General features: G+C 40.1%; 17 protein-coding genes. 5 read left to right on the top strand and 12 right to left on the bottom strand.

What is annotated here, in order from left to right; all coding sequences use genetic code 11:
• The first annotated feature begins 230 nt into the window (after nucleotides 1–230).
• The gene (locus H6731_09865; GenBank protein USN50554.1) at nucleotides 231–2,870 is read left to right on the top strand and encodes a leucine-rich repeat domain-containing protein; all 2,640 of its coding nucleotides are present in this window, start codon (nucleotides 231–233) and stop codon (nucleotides 2,868–2,870) included.
• A 324-nt stretch (nucleotides 2,871–3,194) separates the two neighbouring features.
• On the opposite strand, the gene gmk is transcribed toward H6731_09865, so the two are convergent.
• From gmk to H6731_09840, 5 genes are read right to left on the bottom strand one after another with little or no spacing between them, the layout of a single operon-like run.
• Nucleotides 3,195–3,803 carry a guanylate kinase gene (gene gmk / locus H6731_09860; protein USN50553.1) on the bottom strand — a complete coding sequence of 203 codons (609 nt, stop codon included), beginning with the start codon at nucleotides 3,801–3,803 and terminating at the stop codon, nucleotides 3,195–3,197.
• Nucleotides 3,804–3,816: 13 nt separating this feature from the next.
• Entirely contained in the window at nucleotides 3,817–4,734 is a 918-nt protein-coding gene (locus H6731_09855) for a YicC family protein (GenBank protein ID USN50552.1), read from the bottom strand.
• A complete protein-coding gene (locus H6731_09850; protein ID USN50551.1) occupies nucleotides 4,718–5,848 on the bottom strand; it encodes an ABC transporter permease in 1,131 nt (376 codons plus the stop codon). Before H6731_09850 ends, H6731_09855 begins: the two co-directional genes overlap by 17 nt.
• Before the next feature lie 8 nt (nucleotides 5,849–5,856).
• A complete protein-coding gene (locus H6731_09845; protein ID USN50550.1) occupies nucleotides 5,857–7,764 on the bottom strand; it encodes an ABC transporter permease subunit in 1,908 nt (635 codons plus the stop codon).
• A gap of 26 nt (nucleotides 7,765–7,790) precedes the next feature.
• The gene (locus H6731_09840; protein USN50549.1) at nucleotides 7,791–9,494 is read right to left on the bottom strand and encodes a peptide ABC transporter substrate-binding protein; all 1,704 of its coding nucleotides are present in this window, start codon (nucleotides 9,492–9,494) and stop codon (nucleotides 7,791–7,793) included.
• A 172-nt stretch (nucleotides 9,495–9,666) separates the two neighbouring features.
• Here H6731_09840 and H6731_09835 point away from each other — a divergent pair, with 172 nt between their 5' ends.
• Both H6731_09835 and H6731_09830 read left to right on the top strand, forming a co-directional pair.
• Nucleotides 9,667–10,182 (top strand): hypothetical protein, encoded by a 516-nt coding sequence (locus H6731_09835; protein USN50548.1) that lies wholly within the window; start codon nucleotides 9,667–9,669, stop codon nucleotides 10,180–10,182.
• Nucleotides 10,183–10,186: 4 nt separating this feature from the next.
• A complete protein-coding gene (locus H6731_09830) occupies nucleotides 10,187–11,155 on the top strand; it encodes a phosphoribosylaminoimidazolesuccinocarboxamide synthase (protein USN50547.1) in 969 nt (322 codons plus the stop codon).
• Between the two features lie 270 nt (nucleotides 11,156–11,425).
• Here the strand turns inward: H6731_09830 and H6731_09825 are convergent, their stop codons facing one another.
• The 6 genes from H6731_09825 to H6731_09800 all read right to left on the bottom strand — a co-directional run bounded on the left by H6731_09825 (nucleotide 11,426) and on the right by H6731_09800 (nucleotide 16,137).
• Nucleotides 11,426–12,157 (bottom strand): Fic family protein, encoded by a 732-nt coding sequence (locus H6731_09825; protein ID USN50546.1) that lies wholly within the window; start codon nucleotides 12,155–12,157, stop codon nucleotides 11,426–11,428.
• A complete protein-coding gene (locus H6731_09820; GenBank protein USN50545.1) occupies nucleotides 12,147–12,686 on the bottom strand; it encodes a hypothetical protein in 540 nt (179 codons plus the stop codon). The genes H6731_09825 and H6731_09820 overlap by 11 nt, the downstream gene beginning before the upstream one ends.
• A 65-nt stretch (nucleotides 12,687–12,751) precedes the next feature.
• Nucleotides 12,752–13,237: a tRNA (uridine(34)/cytosine(34)/5-carboxymethylaminomethyluridine(34)-2'-O)-methyltransferase TrmL gene (locus tag H6731_09815; protein ID USN50544.1), complete on the bottom strand. Its 486-nt coding sequence runs from the start codon at nucleotides 13,235–13,237 to the stop codon at nucleotides 12,752–12,754.
• A gap of 77 nt (nucleotides 13,238–13,314) precedes the next feature.
• Complete coding sequence (locus H6731_09810; GenBank protein ID USN50543.1) at nucleotides 13,315–14,142, bottom strand: hypothetical protein; 828 nt, start codon at nucleotides 14,140–14,142, stop codon at nucleotides 13,315–13,317.
• 116 nt (nucleotides 14,143–14,258) lie between these two features.
• Nucleotides 14,259–14,687, bottom strand: a complete 429-nt coding sequence (gene ndk, locus H6731_09805; GenBank protein USN50542.1) for a nucleoside-diphosphate kinase — start codon at nucleotides 14,685–14,687, stop codon at nucleotides 14,259–14,261.
• Between the two features lie 10 nt (nucleotides 14,688–14,697).
• Nucleotides 14,698–16,137, bottom strand: coding sequence for a glutamate--tRNA ligase (locus tag H6731_09800; protein ID USN50541.1), 1,440 nt, complete (start codon nucleotides 16,135–16,137; stop codon nucleotides 14,698–14,700).
• Nucleotides 16,138–16,379: 242 nt separating this feature from the next.
• Here H6731_09800 and H6731_09795 point away from each other — a divergent pair, with 242 nt between their 5' ends.
• A complete protein-coding gene (locus tag H6731_09795) occupies nucleotides 16,380–16,745 on the top strand; it encodes a hypothetical protein (protein USN50540.1) in 366 nt (121 codons plus the stop codon).
• A 169-nt stretch (nucleotides 16,746–16,914) separates the two neighbouring features.
• Nucleotides 16,915–17,229 carry a hypothetical protein gene (locus H6731_09790; protein ID USN50539.1) on the top strand — a complete coding sequence of 105 codons (315 nt, stop codon included), beginning with the start codon at nucleotides 16,915–16,917 and terminating at the stop codon, nucleotides 17,227–17,229.
• A gap of 81 nt (nucleotides 17,230–17,310) precedes the next feature.
• Here H6731_09790 and sucD read toward each other — a convergent pair whose 3' ends face one another.
• Nucleotides 17,311–18,183, bottom strand: a complete 873-nt coding sequence (gene sucD, locus H6731_09785) for a succinate--CoA ligase subunit alpha (protein USN50538.1) — start codon at nucleotides 18,181–18,183, stop codon at nucleotides 17,311–17,313.
• Nucleotides 18,184–18,187 lie beyond the last annotated feature (4 nt).

Genomic DNA, 18,187 nt, shown 5'->3' with positions numbered 1-18,187 from the left:
TTAATAAGGACAGTTCAAAACATAAAATTAGAAATTTTATAAATAAGTTATTTACAGATTTAGAATTAATATTCTTACAAAATCCTATTGTTTCATTACTTATAAAAACCCTAAGAACACACCGTATTGCATTAAAAACATAACACTATATAATAATTAAATTTCATACACCACTTAAAAATCATAATTAATTATTAAAAATAAACACCAGAAAAACACTTGAGTTTGTAATGAATTTTTTAAAAAACGTATTCAAATTTTTATGCTTAACAGCACTGTTTGTAAGCATGCAGCTGCAAGCAAATATTTCACTCTTGGCTTTCAAAGGCGTTTTCGCTCACTTTAAGCCAGGGTATGAGCTATATGCACCAAATATTGGTGCTGCAGCCCTCAATAACGGCACCATTGATGCAATCCGTTTTTACAACGTGCAGCCAGGACCAAAGGATGCTCAAGAGCGTCGTCTATATATTCATGATAAAGCCCTTAAAAACGATCCATTTGCGGAACTAGCTATCTTGTTGTTTCCGTCGCCTGCTGGCCAGTTGACCGCTATGACTAGTCACAGTCAAAGTATTGGTGCTCAGTTAAGCGTTAAAGATATTGCTGCACTCTTAAACTTTTGCGCTCGCGTGCGATCAACCATCAACTCTTTTGAAATGAGAAACGGGCAAAAGTTTTACTTTATGGGGGGGAATGAATTTGGAAGTAACTTTGCAAAAGTTATTAAGCGGCTTCAATCCGCCGAGCAAAACCAAGTACATATCGATTACTATAAAAATCTCTTGACCAACAATCAACAATTCAACCGCTTTCTGCCTCGACTAAAAGAACTGCTGTGCTTGCTATGCAAATGCATTGAACTTGAAGAGCGCGATGACCGTAGAACTCTTTATGATACTCACCCAGAAAATTACAGAAATTTTGCAAAATATAACGAGGCCATGTTTTACTCCAAATACACGTCGGAAATGCTTGTAAACGCCTTCTTTTGCCTAAAATTTGGCTCGGAAAATATTCAAGAACTGATTAGTAATTTGGATGATCAGATTGTTGACCACCAAGTCATGTTTGAAAATGGTCTGCTCGATCAGTTAGATCTAAAAATTGCTGCTGATAAAAAAACTGAAGATATAACCCTTGATGACCTCTGGGTAATTCAAAACCGTAATTTGCTTGAGAGCGTCACTCCCTATGAACGCAAGTCTATCCCAGTTAACAATGGCCTTGCTAGCGCTTATGATCGAACAAACAAACAGTTACTCACAGACAAGAAATATGCTGACTGTACTGAAACAATCATTCGTCACTTGTGCAATTTAGCTTTGTATAACAAGCAGACCAAACATTGGAAGCTTGACCATGTACAACAAATTAAAAATCGACTAATGCTTCAAAACTTCAATAATTTTTATAGGATTCAAAAACCCGAACAAGCGAATTCTGGTGAACAAGCAATACGCGATGCTTGGAGTAAGGTTATGAACAATCTGAATGCCAACATTCGCTATAACAAAAAGTTTTTGCAAGTTGGCCCAACTCATAACAATGACAATGAAGTTGACAGCGGTCTTGTTAACATCATGCGCGTACTCAAAACTGTTTTTGAAATTGAACTTAAGCCAGAGCCAATGCATCAAAACGATCAACAATACGTTCATGCAGTAGTGCAGTGGATTGAACAAGGTCTTAAAACCTTTTTCCAAACGCTTGCTCCTGAGAAACAAAATGTAAGCGTTCGGATTATTAAGGTTGAAACCTACACAGCAAAGGATGGTCGAAAAGATTGTTTTGGGAAAATTGAAGGAAAAGTTGATGGAGATTTTAAGTTTGTTATAAATATTAGTCCTAGCCACGCGCAATTCGATTCAATCACCACGCTTGCGCCTGAAATAAGTAATATAAACCCAAAAAAAGTCTCTTCGGCTACCCAGTACCATTATCAAAAACTGCAACACTCTGGCGAACAGATTTTACTATTTGATGCTGCAACAAAAAATTCTATTTCAACACCATTGCTCAAGCTGTTTTCAGAAAATGTTACTGATAGCAATGCAATTATCGTCATGCTTAAACAATTGCATCAACTGCTTGAAAGCAATATCATTACCCCTGCTCGTGCGGCCTTGATTTTGCGCAGTGCTCTACAGCGCTTTTTGTGGCAAGATGAACACATGAGTAGAAATATTCAACCTGTTTTAAAAAATCTCTACAGACTAAACAATAAAAATATTCAGGAAGTCCTAGCTGAAGAGGTTAAAACAATTGCTGGTGATGAGTTGCTGAGCGATTGTTTCAATCTTGAATTGGATCACTGTAACTTGGATAATTTACTCATTTTTTTTAAAAATATTAACACAATTAATCTTTCTAACTCAGGAATCAAAAAACTACGTATCTCTGGTGATACCTGTCCTCATCTAAGAGAACTAGACCTGAGTGACACAACAAAGCTTGAATCTCTTGAGCTCTCAGGATCTTTTAATGCACTTCAAATAATTGACCTTGCTGGCTCCGAAATCAAAACGCCAAAAATCTCCGGCGATAGCTGCCCTCAGCTAAAGGAACTGGACCTGATTATGACAAAAAACCTTGAATCTCTTGAACTCTCAGGATCTTTCAATGCACTTGAAATAATTGACCTCTATGGCTCCGAAATCAAAACCCTAAAAATCTCTGGCGACACCTGCCCTCAACTAAAAGAACTCTACCTGAGCATTACCAAAAAGCTTGATTTTTTTGAGCTCTCAGGGGCTTTTAATGCACTTGAAAAAATTGACCTTGATGGTTCAAAAATCAACTCTCTCACTCTTGATAGAAATTTATTTCCAGTACTCAAAACGCAATACAAGCATCAGGTTATTAACTAACTTGAGTTTTGCTTAAGCTTTTGAAAAAAAGTATGTGAGGAATGGCTCAAGACATAGAGCTGTTGAAGTGTTTGACTAAAAAGATTTTAAAGGAGGCCTATCTTAACAGAACTCTTCTGTTGCATTGATGATTTCTAAAAAATCTCAAAAACTCAGCTAGGTTAAGACCATCAAAGATAATAAGGGTAGAAATCACTTATGTTCGTTAGCGACCGGCGAGCTTGTGGCTATCGTTATTTTTCGCTTCCAAAAAATATGATGCCAAATTTCTATCAAACTTATTCGGAAATATGCTAAGCGCTATAGAATCATTGAATAAATATTTTACTGAAACAAACGGTTTTCAATTTTTTGCCGGTCAATGCGCATTATATGATGCGTTCGAATAATAGAAGTTAAATCAAACAAAGCTCTGTCCAGTTTTTCGTTATTGATAACATAATCGTATTTTTCAAGCCCAATTTTAATTTCATCCCTTGCAGAGGCAAGACGCTTGAGAATATGTTCATGCGATTCAGTTCCACGACTCAAAAGACGCTTTTCTAATTCTTCGAACGATGGTGGTGTAATAAAAATTGTTACCGCATCGGGGTAATGAGCTTTGATCTGCAAACCACCTTGAACGTCAATATCAAACAAAACGTCTTTGCCGCTCTCTAAACTTTCAGCTGTCCATTGGGCACCTGATCCATAATAATTTCCATGCACGCATGCCCACTCTAAAAACTCATCCTTGTCGATCATCTGCTTAAAACTATGATTATCGATGAAGTGATAATTCACTCCCTCTTGCTCGCTCCCGCGAATAGGACGGGTGGTATAACTCACACTCAGCGCCAATTTGTCCATACTGTTATTGAGCAAATGCGCCAAAGTGGTTTTGCCTGTACCACTTGGAGCGCTTAATACAATTGGAAATCCCTTGCGTGCCATCTGTCACCACCTCTTACTCAATATTTTGGACTTGCTCTCGAATACGTTCAAATTCTGCTTTTAGATCGATCGCCTTGGCCATGATTTCATGCTCATGAGCTTTGGTGAGCAAGGTATTGCTCTCTCTCAACATTTCTTGACACAGAAAATCAAGCTTGCGACCTTTGAGGCCTTGCTCCTGACAGATTTTTGAAAAATGTTCAATATGTGCAGCCAGTCTATCAGTTTCTTCTTTAAAATCTGAACGCTCCACTAAAAGTGCGCATTCTTGATAAAGACGGTCCTTATCGATTTTAAAAGCAGCAAATACTTCTTTCACTCTTTGCTTAAAATTACAAAAACGCTCTTTAATAAGTTCCTGACTTCCTTCACTAATTGAGTTGACAATATCCCGACAAAAATCAATCGATTTTTTTAAGGGCTTAGCCAACAAAATTCCTTCTTGACGACGAGTCTTTTGAAGGTCTCCTAAAGCATCATTTAGTCCTTCTAAAGCAGCTTCCCTCAGTTCTTTTTCATCAATACTACTGCTTTGAACATTCCATAGATGCTGGGTTTTTAAAAAATCGCCAATGCTTACATCACCTTTAACAAGGGGATTTTCCTTGCTAAAGTTCAGAAGTTTTTCAAGCATTTCGCCTGCCGCTTGATTATCAAAACTTACCTGATGAGAAGTTTCAAAAGATTCTAATTTTAATGAAAGTTCTATTCGACCTCGGCAAAGAGACTTGGACATTATTTGCATGATTTCGGTTTCAAGAAATTGTAATTCTCGTTCAAGCCTGACTTTTAGATCAAGTCCCTTACTATTTACCGACTTTACCACCAATTCTAAATTAAAATCCGGACGACTGAGTCTCGCATGACCGACCCCCGTCATACTGACGAGGCTCCATGTGCGTTTTTCAACGCGATTATTTTCCTTTTGCACTTTTCATTACCTGATGAGGATCTAAAGCATCCCGCATGCCATCACCCAAAAAATTAAAGCAAGCAACCGTAACTAAAATAAAAAATCCAGGCCAAAAAGCCAGACTTGGCGATGTTTTTATGTAATCCACAGCATTATTGAGCATGTTGCCCCAAGATGAAACCGGGGGCTGGATACCTAAGCCCAAAAAACTTAAAGAAGCTTCATACAAAATATTTTCACCCACCGCCAGAGTGGTTGCCACAATGATTGGTGCAAGAGAGTTTGGCAAAATATGATGAAACATAATGCGAAAATGAGAAGCCCCTAAGGCTTGTGCAGCCATCACAAATTCCATATTTTTCAGCTGCATAGCGCTCGCTCGTGCAAGACGGGCAACAGTCATCCATCCAAAAAAAACTATAATAAGTATCAACTTGATAACTGAGGAAAAATTTCCTTTGCTGATACTTCCCCAAGGTACGGCATGAAAGAAAAGCCAATAGGCTGAAGTCATGACCACGGCAAGAACAAGACTATCGCGCATCATTTTAGGAAAATAATTTTTTTGCTTTTTTTTGCTGTATGAGTCAGCCAAAAATCTATAAAGCAGCACAAGACTAAAAATAATGAGCGCGATAGAAAATAAGCCTGATGGAGAACTTTTAACGTGCAAAAGCACTTCTAAATCCAAAGCCGCAAAAACTATCATCAAAGGCAATACAGGAACCGATAACATTGCATCGGTAAAACGCATCAAAAGTGTATCAATACGTCCGCCATAATAACCGGCCAATAAACCAATAAATGCACCTGTTATCGCCGAGGTAATGGCCGCCAAGAGGCCAACGCTCAGGGAAATTCTTCCCCCAAAAATAAGCCTCGTGAACACATCCTGCCCTAACTCATTGGTACCGAGTAAATGAGGATAAGAAGGGCTGAGGTTAGTATCAACAAGGATCGCATCTATGTGAGATACGCCCAAATAGTTTTCAATGAGCGTGGCACACAAAGAAAGCAGCAGCAAAAAAATTAAGACGATCAATGAGTAAAGTGCAAGTCGGTGTTTTTTGAAGCGACGCCAAATCAGACTGGCAAAACTTTCTAAAGGTTTGTCGGCAATAAGAGCTGTCATAAGCCCACCTATTGTTTGCGTATACGTGGATCAACTAAAACGTACAGAGCATCTGCCAAGAGGTTCCCCACCATTACCAAAACAGCAGAGATCAGAAACACTACAATGGCCACATAATAATCGCTATTTAACACGGCATCGTATTGCATTCGCCCAACTCCTGGCCATGAAAATACCGTCTCAGTCAAAACTGCTCCCCCAAATAAAGAGGGAAGCGACAATGCAAGAACAGTTACCACTGGAATCAAGGCATTGCGAAAAGCATGTTTTAAAATCACTTTCGCTTCACTCAAGCCCTTTGCTCGCGCAGTCCGAATATAATCTTTGGGCAAAACTTCAAGCATGCTTGCTCTCATATAACGTAGCCATCGTCCCACATAAAAAATTGAAAGCACCATGGTGGGAAGAACAGCATATTTGAGACGGTCGCCAATAATTTCAAAAGTATTGAGTCCATAGATGCCCGGTGTCTGCACCCCTCCTGCAGGAAAAAGCTGCCAATTTTCAGCAAAAAGGTAAATCATCATGATACCAAACCAAAAAACAGGCAGAGAAATACCCACAAACGCCAAAAAATTAACGACGTAATCAAGTCTTGAATATTGACGATACGCGCTCAACACACCCAAAGGAATTGCTATCAGAAGCGAGAGCAGTAAAGCCGGCAACATGAGCTGAATCGTATTCCCAATACGCCCCGTGCTCATAATATATCCGCTCATGCGAGTATCAGCCCTTTGTATTAAACTGTCATTTTCTCTTAAGCACTTACTGCTGCAGCCATCGCCATCGATACGATTTCCATCATCGCAGCTTTCTGATGGAGAAATATTGTTATCTCCGCAAATGGCTGGGGTTCCAAAAAGCAACTCATATACCGGCCTTTTATAAGCTTGAGAAAAACCCAAAGCTTTTTGATCTCCTACAAAAAAGAATAAAAATCCGCGGTTAAATTTATGCTGGTTAGCAATAACTCCATGTTCAATATCGAAAGCAAATTTTTGATTAGCACCATTCTGATCGCTCACTTGCACAGCTATCACGCTCTGCCCAGCTTTTTCAAAAAAATTACGATAATGTCCTTGAGAGTCAAGTTCCCCTAAGCTTGAATCAATCAATTTAAAACTGAGATCTCTTTGTTCAGGGTTGATGAGGAACTTTTTCAAATCAAGTTCAAAAACTCGTTCATCATTCTCGACCAATTGTGTAGTGATGGGCTTAATATAATTTCTGTTATTTAGTTCCTTTGATCCATGGCGAAGTAAAAAATGTCCTATCTTTTCCTGGCCATAACTATTTTCAATTTTGAACCAAACCTCATCTTTCAACTGAGGATCAAAACTCAACGAAAGCCCCTCAGCTTGAGCACCAAATAACCCAGTTAGCTTTAATTTTTTAGCACCTGCTTCTTCAATCAGCGCCATCAATTGGTTTTGCAAAGAAAGATTATGACTTGCCACAACTAAAAGAAGGTCTGAAACATTTTTTTTACTTAAGTACTCATTGATATCTGCGCTAAGATTGGATTTTTCCCAATCAGGCCAAATTTGTAAAAGCCATTTTTTAAGCTGCTGCTCATCGGGTTCAAAATTCGGATCAGAAATATAAGAGCCGAGTTCTATCCTAAGCTTGGATGTTTGCGGCGGCACATTGATGGCTGCTATGGGTAAAATAACAGGCGGACGGGCAGGATCTGGATAGCCCCATAGCCAGCGGACATACTGTATGTACCAAGGCTTATCGAGCCCGCGCAATTTTTTAAGTCGTGCTACATCCTGTGGTTTTATATTGGGATTACTGGTAATCAAAAGATCAACTGGATTACCAGGCATCGCTGTCAATAATCCAAAGAGCGCAGCACTGAGAGCAAATAAGATTACTATCATCTGCAGCCCACGTTGAAATAAATACCACATAGCTCCCCCCAAGTAAGCGCGTTGATTTAATTCCACGTCCACATAAAGGCATTCCATGTAACAGGCTGCAATGTTCCCGTGGGTTTCCAATTCTTAAGTCCCTTTTTCGTCACACTTACTTCAACTCCAAAGAACATAGGCAACGCCGGCAAATCTTGTGCGATCAAGCTCTCGAGTTCTTTACCTAACTTTACTCGTGCTTTTTCATCGAGTTCCAGTGATGCTTGTGCTATCAGATCGTTTGCTCTTTTGTTGCACCAACCCGAAAAATTTTGCCCTTGAAAATTATTCTTGGCACTGGGGATATAGTCACAACGCCATAGGGTATCAGATAATTTCACAGGATCTTTAATCCAGGCATACATAGCCATGCCACTAAACTTTCGTTTGCGCATAGTTTGACCAAAAAAAACTTTGGCCGGTTCATTTTTTATTTCAATATCAATGCCGATTGCACGCCACTGGGATTGGAGGAGCTGTTCCACTCGCTCCCTGGTTTTGTTCCCTGAGGTTGTCTGCAAAGTAAGCTTAAGCGCTTTTTTATCTTTTGTGCGAATGCTTTGACCTTTCTCAAGCTTCCACCCGGCCTCATCAAGCAACCGCTTTGCTTTCGCTGGATCGAAATTATACTTTGTAATCTCCTCATTAAAATATGGCGATTTTGGTGGTTCTGTTCCGTGAGCCACAGGTTGACGATCGCCAAAGAGCGAGCGGGCAATCCCTTCACGATCAGCGCCGTATGCCAAAGCCATTCGCACTTTTAAGTCCTTGAGAATTTCATTATCAAGATTGAAATCTATATGCTCCCACAACAACCCTTCAGTGTAATAAAAATCAAATTCATTTTTATGGCGCTTTTCAAACAACAAAGCCTGCTCCAAAGATAATCCTGTCGGTGAGATGGCATCTATTGTTCCCGAAATCAAATTCGATTCGAGCGTATTGGTTTGCGGAATAATACGCCAGATAATCTCTTTGAGTTTTGGCTTGAACTTACCTCTTATGTGAGGATTTTGCTCCGCAATAATATATGACCCTGCAGCCCATTCCTTGATACTAAAAGCTCCTGCAAGAGCAGGAGTTTGCCCAAAACGTGCTTTCTTAAGCTGTTCAGGAGCCTGGTTATAAAGCGGCTCTACAATATGTTTTGGCAAGGCGTCATGTTGCCGGTAGTTATGGTAATAAGCATAAGGCTCTTTCCATGTCACAATTAAAGTTCGTTTATCCTTATCAGCACTTTCCATTTTCTCTATTTTTTCGACAACTGTTCTATCAAGGATTTCCTGGTTAGGATTGGTATAGATTTTGTGAGCAAAAACAAAATCATCAGCAGTTAAAGGCACTCCATCGGGCCAAGCAAATTCTTCTCGAATATGCCAAGTAGTGCGCATTTTCTTAACACCATTTTCCTTAAACAACTCTAACAATCCATTCTCTTTAGTAGGTATTTCTTTTGCCGCCCAAGGAACTAAGTGCCAATTTTCATCAAAATTAGTCAAAGAATAATTACCAACCCCTGACACCTCCTCAGAAGCCAACATTTCTTTGAACGGAGAAAAAAGTGTGTCTGGCTCTTGTGCTATTCCAATGGTAACTGAATTTTTTTGCTCTTCAGATTTTTTGGCAGCAGGCTGACTTGATCCTGAGCTTTTATTCTGACATGCATCGCAGGATGACCAAAAAACTAATGTAGACAACCAAAAGAGTGTGATTAAGAATTTTTTTCGCATGAATCTTGGTCCACTGTTAACAAGAAATAGTTTCAGTTAAAGTTTTGATGCCCTTCTATTCTAAAGCTTAACAACTTGGCTAGAAGTAATTGGCGTATGCATTAATAAGTGGCATACTTCGCCAGGCACCTTGTCAATAGATGAAGGGTTTTAGTTATATAGGTGATAAAAGATGAAAAGCGCAAATTATTTTTTGAAAACAAGCTCCTTAGTGCTACTGATGAGCACAATATTCTTCTTGCAAGGCTGTAAGCCACGCTTATTGCCAAGCACTAACGTACCTGCAACTCGAGAAAATAAAGAAATAATTAATTTTCTTGAGCAATACAAAGCTGCAGTTGAAAAACGCTCTGTAGAAGCCATAATGGAGCTTGTAGCCAAAGACTATAAAGACAACATGGGCAACCCCGAGGATCCTTCTCTCTATACCGATTATTTAGGACTTAAAGAAAGACTCGAAAAAATAATCCCTCGCATTCGAGATATCCGTCTAGGGCTATTCATTCAACACATCTCCCATCTCGACAAACACCGATATGAAGTAGTTTTCTACTTTAACAAACAGATATTGACAGATGTACCCTCAGGAGAAAAATGGATTTCCATAAAAGAAGTAAGCCGTATGGTGCTTCGTCGTCGTGATGATAAAAATGCGCCTTACAAATTTGAAATTTTACAGGGAATATAGAGCTATGACCCCGATCGAGACAATTAAAAGCACCATAAAAGAGCACCTCAACAGTGCTCTTTTTTGTATGGAAACCCCTCCACCTACCTTTCGAGGCAAAGTCAGAGATATCTACGATCTTAAAGAGCGTTTACTCATCATAACCAGCGATCGTGTCAGTGCCTTCGATAGAGTTTTAGGGAGTGTACCTTTAAAGGGAGCGCTTTTATGTGAGCAAGCATACTGGTGGTTTAATCAGCTTAAACATATCTGCCCAACTCATTTTATTGAGCGGCCGGATCCACAAGCCTTTATTGTTAAAAAAGCTACCCCTCTTAAAGTTGAAGTAATTGTGCGAGGATTTCTGGCAGGCTCGTTGATGCGTCAAGAAAAGAGTACGCGAGGCCAAGAATATGGCTTAACAATTGATCCATCCATGAAAGACTATGAGCGTTTTGATGAGCCAATACTGACTCCCACAACCAAGGGTGAGGTTGGAGAAAAAGATTGTGCTCTTACTCCTGATCAGATCATTTCTTCTGGTTTGCTCAGCTCAACTCAGTGGCAACAAGTAGCCGAATATGCCCTCGCTCTTTTCAAGTTTGGTAGTAAAAAGATGCAAGAGCACGGGCTTTATTTGGTTGATACCAAATATGAATTTGGTGTGTTAGGTGATGACATCATACTGATCGATGAGATTCACACCTCAGACTCATCGCGTTTTTTTGTCATCGATGACTACAAGAAAAAAATTGTTCATAACTCAACACCTATGATGCTGGATAAAGAATTTCTGCGACAAAATATTTTAAGCACCTTAGGCACTCATACAGCTGAACAGCTTGAAGATTATAAGCTTAGTGATGATGTGCGTACAGAATTGGCTGCACGTTATTGGTACCTGACTGAACAAATTACAGGGCTTGATTTTATTGCTCCACCAGTGGGAGCCGCTGAAAGACTTAGAGACTGGTTTAAAAAGATCAAAAGCTAAAAGCTTATCAACATGGGTGTTTTCATATGAAGCGCCCATCTTTGAATTCACTACCCACACATTTCTATGCTATGGATGCCAAGGATGTAAGTTATTCTCTTTGGCAAAATCTAAGTCATTCTCAGGTTCATAGGTGTTGTTCCCAAAACTTTATTTGAGGGCCCTCTTACGAATCGTTGGAGCAAGCTTTCGATAGAAGGTACACCAGCAAAACGATCGCCTCATGTCGCTAGGTTGGTGGTTTAAAGAACACTGCTGTTCTACAACATGTCAGTCAGCTTTGACACAACGGTAGAGCTCACTCAAATCATAGGCATTAACGATGGTTTGAATAAACCTTTGAAACGCTCTTTTGGGATTCATGTACGATCTTGTTTCATGGTTGCCAACCACGAGTTTTTCAAGTCGAGAAAAAAATATCTGCGGCAGATAATTGTTTCGCAACAAAAAATAATCAGCCATCAACTGAGATGTTCTGCCATTGGCATCACTGAAAGGATGCACTGAAACAATAAAATATCGGCACATAAATGCCGCATAGATAGGATCTTTTACCAAGGCTTCATTGAGCCATAAAAAAAATCTTGACATTAAAGTACTTAGTTCAGCTGGTGATGGATGTTTGACCCCAAAAGTAAAAATATCTTGAGTTCGAAAAAAAATTTTATTTTTGCCCGTCAACATCGCATTAAGGTGAAGTAAATCTCCGAGCGCAGGTATTTTTTCCTTTAGCAACCAGTCGTTGAGTAATAGCTGTGCATTTACCCACTGCATCATTGCTGATTGAGACCGACGCAGAGTGTTGGATGCATGGGTGCGATAAGTATTTAGACAGGCTATAAATTCATGGGTGATATTTCTTTCATTTTTGGTGAACATATTTTTTCTGCGTTGCAATACTAAAAGCTCATCTGCCCGCAGAGATTCCTTCGAAACATCACTCATTAAAAAATTATAAAGGAGCTCACCAGATTGCTTCTGGTACAGAAATTTATTTTTCATGCAATGGCATCGAGTCAATATTAATTGATATACTCTCTCTACCTTGATGGAACTCTGATACAAATTTTGTTTTCATAGAGACTCTCCAACTTCGGCTGTTTTCATTATAAAATAGCTCGAGCTTCTCATTTCCTTCCAAAGATTCACAATCATTAAAGCTTGAAGAACAACGTGCTGCCACATATTTCTTGACATTGTTTTCATGGGATACCATTTGAAACACAGCATTTCCATCGCTATCATAGTCACCCAACAAAAAACGTTTCTTTGATGTTCCATAATTAAGATAGACTCTGCCCATCAGTTCCACTGCTACATTGCGTGAGCTATCGAGAAAACTTCCTAACTCAAGCTCAAAGTGCACATAATAGTCACCTCCATTGTACTTGAAATTTTTTTCTAGGCTCAATGAAGAGATGGTTCGTGCCCCAGTATTTACCACAGCAGCATGAGACAAGGATGGAAGCGTAATGGTGCCAAGTGTTTGCGTTAAAATAAGCGATGATAACGAAATTGCTTTTTTCTTCACTTTTTTTCTCCCTAGAAAAGTGAAGCTAAAACATGAACGGCAAAATTTTTATTTTCCAAAAATAATTATGGTGAAGAATTATTACTCTGCTGTCTGATTGCCTCAAAACTAACGATGGCTGCACATTGAGCCAAATTGAGAGAACGCACGGGCCCTAACTGAGGAAGCGTGATGATACGCTCAGGATTTTTTTTTAAAACCTCATCTTTGATGCTACCAGTTTCAGGACCAAGTACCACTACTGAAGAGCGTTTGAGTTGGACGTCCCACGGCCGTTGCGAGCTACCAACTTCGAGGAGCCATGGCTCCAGTCCCAACAGACTTAGACAACGCTCCAAACTCTGATGAAAATGCAATCGTGCTCCATAAAAATAATCTAGACCGGCTCTCCACTTAGTTTTATCTGCCTTATCAAAAATCAAAGGCCCACAGACATGCACTGCGCATTGAGTAGCCACACTCAAGCGAACGATGGCTGCAATATTTCCTGCAATACAAGGGCGATCAAGCACGAGATGAAGAGTTGGACTGGTTACAATATGAGCGTTCACAATATTTTTGCTATTTTAATAGTGGCTTAAGAAACGGTGCCCACGCTAGCATAAGATCTTTTATCGTCAAGCAATTACTATTTAAATAACAACGGACTATAGCTTGAAAATGATTTCAAACGGCTTTTATAGCTCTCTTTGCCAGGGGCAAGTTGAATAGCCTTTTCCATGAGACTTTTCGCCTTTAAAGTATTTCCCTTACGATATTTAACTTCTGCAAGCGTATCGATGTAATCAGGATTTCTAGGTTCAAGCTTGATTGCCATCTCGGCATAACCCTCGGCAAGATTGAGATCCTTCGTGTCATGACTATAATTTTGCGTGATAATATACGCAGCGTTGTTATAAGCATTGCTTGATTTTGGGTTGAGACGTATAACTTCTTTATAAATATCAAGCGCCTCGTTATCTCTCGTTTCCTTTTGCTCAAGATGGGCGATCCTAAGCCATAATTCCGATGCCTTTGGGTTGAGACTTATTCCATTGATGAGAGTCTCTTTAGCTTGGAAACTATTTCCTATAAGCTCAAGAGCCCCTGCGACCCTAAGATAAGCCGACACATCATGTTTGTTTTCAAAGATTTTTTGTTGCCCCAACAATATTTCATCGTCCAAAAACAGCTCAAAACTCTGAACTAACAGTGCGCGAAGAAGCTCGTCTTCCTGGTTATTCTCTAAGGCCCCCAAGAGAATATTCATGGCTTCTTGATGTTTTTTTGCTTTGTTAAGCTCAAGAACTTTTCTTGAAAGAGCTTCTAAATCTACGATGCCATCATTATTTTTTATTGATGCGGGAGATACATCTGGTCTCGAGACGACCCCCATCAATATCGCTGGAGCGATCATACCACTTAATAGCAGTAACAAAACGCCGCCCAAAAGGTGCTGAAAATTCTTGCTTTTCATGTCTCTATGTAACGTTTGAACACAACAGGTGCCAGAGAAATGTTTAAGATCCAAAACGTTCTCATAAAAAAACGGCCTTACGGCCGTCTCTATTTTCTATAACCTGTATTTTTAGGCTAGTGGCGACTACACACTTCACTTCCCTTAAAAAACCAGCTTACTTCAAATGAAGCTGTTTCAGGCGCATCTGAACCATGAACAGTGTTTTCACCTATGGATTTTGCATAAAGCTTTCTGATTGTTCCGGGTTGGGCGTCTGCCGGATTGGTTGCCCCCATGATTTCACGGTTCTTAAGAATGGCGTTTTCGCCTTCCAAAACCATCAAAAGCACAGGCCCCGAGCACATATACGACACGAGCTCACCAAAAAATGGACGTGCCTTATGCACAGCGTAAAATCCTTCAGCTTCATGACGACTCATGATCTGCATACGGCTCGCTACAAGCGAAAGACCATTTTCTTCAAATAAGCTAATGATTTTACCAATAAGATTTCTGCTCACGCCATCAGGTTTAATAATCGATAAAGTTCTTTCAATAGCCATTGGGCATCTCCTATTTTTTCAAAGCGTTAATAGCAGCCCTCAATCGAGTGCGGCACCTCTCCTTTCCTAGCACAGCCATAGTATCAAACAACGGCGGTGATGCTTTTTTACCACTCACCATCATTCTCAATGGCATGAAAAGATTTTTAGCAGGCATACTTTGCTCTTTAAGAAAATTCTTTAAAGCACCACTGATTGACTCTGAGGAAAATTCTTTAAGATTTTCCAATACTTCCAGCGTTTGTTCAATCACAAGCGCACTTGATTTTGCCTCAAGCTCGCCGATCAAGTAATGTTCTTTTGCTACAGCTACATCCGCTTTGAAAAAAAAGTCTGCGTACTCAATAAAGTCCTCCGATTTTTCAACGCGCTCTTTTACCAGCGGTACGATTTTACTAAGGTACTCACTGCTAAAGAGTTGCTCTTGCAAATAAGTTACAATTTGATCTTCACTGCGAAGCTCACGCAGATAACGCCCATTTAACCAGAGCAATTTCTTGACATCAAAAACAGGACCGCCCAAAACAATTTTTTGCAAATCAAAATTTTCTACAAATTCAGTCAAAGAAAATATTTCATTTTCTTGGCTTGAATAAGCCATGAGCCCCAAGAAGTTAAGCATGGCATCCGGAAGATAGCCTGCTTCTTTGAAATAATGGAGTGAGACAGGATTTTTTCGCTTTGATACTTTTGATTTATCTGCATTGCGAAGCAGTGGTAAGTGACAAAACTGAGGTTTTTCAAACCCAAGCGCTTCATAGAGTAAAATATGTTTTGGCAACGAACTAATCCACTCTTCTCCGCGAATTACATGAGTGATACCCATGAGATGATCGTCTATAACATTGGCCAGATGATAAGTAGGAAAGCCATCACTTTTTACCAAAACCTGATCATCAACCTCAGTGCAATTGATAACAATCTCCCCACGCAGCGCATCCTGCATATGCATTTGCCCTTCAAGAGGAGTTTTTAGCCGAACTACAAATGGAGTGCCTTCTTGAATGGCTTGTTCAATAATCTGAGGATTTTGCTTTCGACAGTGGCCATCATATCCTGTGGGTTGTTTCAAAATTTGCTGACGCTTTCTCAGTTCTGCAAGTCTTTCACCCGTGCAAATGCATTTATAAGCTGCTCCATTGTCAACAAGCTTTTGAGCGTAGCTTTTATATATGTGTGAACGTTCACTCTGACGGTAGGGACCATTCGGGCCCCCTACATCAGGCCCCTCATCCCAATCAAGCCCCAACCATTTAAGAGCCGCCAATATCTCATCCTCACTTTTGCGTGTCGAGCGAGCTCGATCTGTATCTTCTATTCGAAGAATAAATTTACCCTTATTTTTTCTCGCAAATGCAAAATTAAAAAGGGCCACATAGGCAGTACCAACATGGGGGTCACCGGTTGGAGATGGCGCTATACGAACGCGTATTTCGCTTGTCTTACTCATTTTTTGCCTCTTTCAATAAAAAATTCTCAACGTGGCGAAAATGAACTGAAGAGGCTTACTAAGCAATACCCGAAATCACGTGTCGTATCATGATCTAATTTTTACATAATAAAAACAGGCAAATAACTATTTATACATGCACCCACATTCAACCATCGTTACATACAGACCAAGACATATTAATGCTGATCTTTTTCTTGTTTTTAATATGGTCTTTTTGTTTAATCAGCCGCTCGTTGGGGGTGGCAAGGAGTAAGGTCATGAGAATTCGTTTTGGTTTGTCTGTGTTGGCAATCCTATTTTTGGTTCCATTGGCATCATCAGTAGCAAATGCTGAAGTTGCAAATTCTGATGAAGCTGTATTGAGCATTGATGCAGTTAAAAATGCATTGGACAACACTGCAATTGATAATGCTGATTTCAGCAACGCTGACGACAGTGCTATCAATCTTGATGATGGTGCTTCAGACAGCTGGCGTCGTCATCATCGTGGCTGGGGACGTCGTTTCTGGCGCGGTGGCTGGGGTGGTTACTATCCATATTATGGTTATGGATATGGATATTACCCATACAACTACTGGAACTACTACTATCCTTGGTACTGGTAAAAATTACACAGGATATAGCCAGACATGAAAAAGAAGCTGCCATTTTGGCAGCTCTTTTTTTTACTAAATTTTTATCTGATCTATAAAAACACAAGAATTAACTGGGTGACTTGGTTAGGCTCAATTAATAACAACAAAAATAAAATCATATAAAGAGGGAGATATATTCATGCAATTGAGGTTATTTATTGCTCCGTTAGCTATTTGCACTTTTTTTTTAGGAGCTAATCTCGCATATAGCGAAACTCCAAACAACGATGAAAATACTAATGCCAGCCTTTCCTTAGATGAGCAAGCTGCAGACTCATTCGTCTATTACCCAGGTACCAACTATTACTGCTATCTCTATCCATATGATCCAAGCTGCTATGGCTCGGGCTACTATCCTTATTACGACTACGGTTATTATGGATCGAGTTATGGCCACCATCGTCGCGGACATGATCGCCATCATCGCCATCATCGCCGACACCATAGACGCTAATTTAGTTTAATGGGCTAAAAAAATCCCCCACGGCTATTACAAAAATGGCCGAGGGGTTTTTATCCGAAGTTCCTACAAATCCTAACCTATGACCTCTTTAACCTTGGCCCCAATTTCTACGGGAGTCGGCGCTATAGCGATGCCTGCTTCTTTAAGAGCCTCTATTTTTGCTGATGCAGTCCCTTTGCCACCAGAAATGATAGCACCGGCATGCCCCATGCGTTTACCTGTCGGAGCGGTAAGACCAGCAATAAAACCAACCACAGGTTTTTTCACATTGTTACGAATAAAGTAGGACGCTTCTTCTTCATCGCTGCCACCTATTTCTCCAATCATAACAATAGCCTTTGTTTCCTCATCTTTTTCGAATGCTTCTAGTGCATCGATAAAAGATGTCCCTATGATCGGATCCCCACCGATACCAATGCATGTTGATTGTCCAATACCCAGCTGAGTGAGCTGATAGACCGCCTCATAGGTCAAAGTCCCTGAGCGAGAAATAACACCAACAGGCCCAGGTTTGTGAATAAATCCTGGCATAATCCCGATTTTGCATGCATCTGGCGTAATGATACCTGGGCAATTTGGACCTATAAGACGAGTTTTTTTGCCTTTGAGCGCTTGTTTGACGCTCACCATATCGAGAGTAGGAATTCCTTCAGTAATACACACAACAAGATCAAGTTCAGCATCGATCGCTTCTAAAATAGCATCTGCAGCCCCAGGCGCAGGAACATAAATGACCGAAGCATTTGCTCCTGTTCTCGCTTTTGCTTCGTGGCAGCTTTCAAAAATATCTACCCGATCGAGAAATTTTTTTCCACCTCTTTCAGGGGTAACTCCGGCCACCAATTTGGTTCCGTATTGAAGCATTTGCTCTGCATGAAAGGCACCAGCTTTTCCTGTAATACCTTGAACCATAACTTTTGTGGAATTATCTATATAAATCGCCATGCTA

It is taken from the genome of Myxococcales bacterium, assembly GCA_023898405.1.
Lineage (GTDB): Bacteria > Myxococcota > UBA727 > UBA727 > JABDBI01.
The sequence above is the reverse complement of the archived record's forward strand: the minus strand, read 5'-3'. Positions and strand labels throughout refer to the sequence as shown.

Bases quoted from the DNA above. Each gene is read 5' to 3' on its own strand.
- H6731_09865 (USN50554.1), top strand. From the start codon at position 231: ATGAATTTTTTAAAAAACGTATTCAAATTTTTATGCTTAACAGCACTG.
- gmk (USN50553.1), bottom strand. From the start codon at position 3,803: ATGGCACGCAAGGGATTTCCAATTGTATTAAGCGCTCCAAGTGGTACA.
- H6731_09850 (USN50551.1), bottom strand. From the start codon at position 5,848: ATGACAGCTCTTATTGCCGACAAACCTTTAGAAAGTTTTGCCAGTCTG.
- H6731_09845 (USN50550.1), bottom strand. From the start codon at position 7,764: ATGTGGTATTTATTTCAACGTGGGCTGCAGATGATAGTAATCTTATTT.
- H6731_09840 (USN50549.1), bottom strand. From the start codon at position 9,494: ATGCGAAAAAAATTCTTAATCACACTCTTTTGGTTGTCTACATTAGTT.
- H6731_09835 (USN50548.1), top strand. From the start codon at position 9,667: ATGAAAAGCGCAAATTATTTTTTGAAAACAAGCTCCTTAGTGCTACTG.
- H6731_09830 (USN50547.1), top strand. From the start codon at position 10,187: ATGACCCCGATCGAGACAATTAAAAGCACCATAAAAGAGCACCTCAAC.
- H6731_09825 (USN50546.1), bottom strand. From the start codon at position 12,157: ATGAAAAATAAATTTCTGTACCAGAAGCAATCTGGTGAGCTCCTTTAT.
- H6731_09810 (USN50543.1), bottom strand. From the start codon at position 14,142: ATGAAAAGCAAGAATTTTCAGCACCTTTTGGGCGGCGTTTTGTTACTG.
- ndk (USN50542.1), bottom strand. From the start codon at position 14,687: ATGGCTATTGAAAGAACTTTATCGATTATTAAACCTGATGGCGTGAGC.
- H6731_09800 (USN50541.1), bottom strand. From the start codon at position 16,137: ATGAGTAAGACAAGCGAAATACGCGTTCGTATAGCGCCATCTCCAACC.
- H6731_09790 (USN50539.1), top strand. From the start codon at position 16,915: ATGCAATTGAGGTTATTTATTGCTCCGTTAGCTATTTGCACTTTTTTT.
- sucD (USN50538.1), bottom strand. From the start codon at position 18,183: ATGGCGATTTATATAGATAATTCCACAAAAGTTATGGTTCAAGGTATT.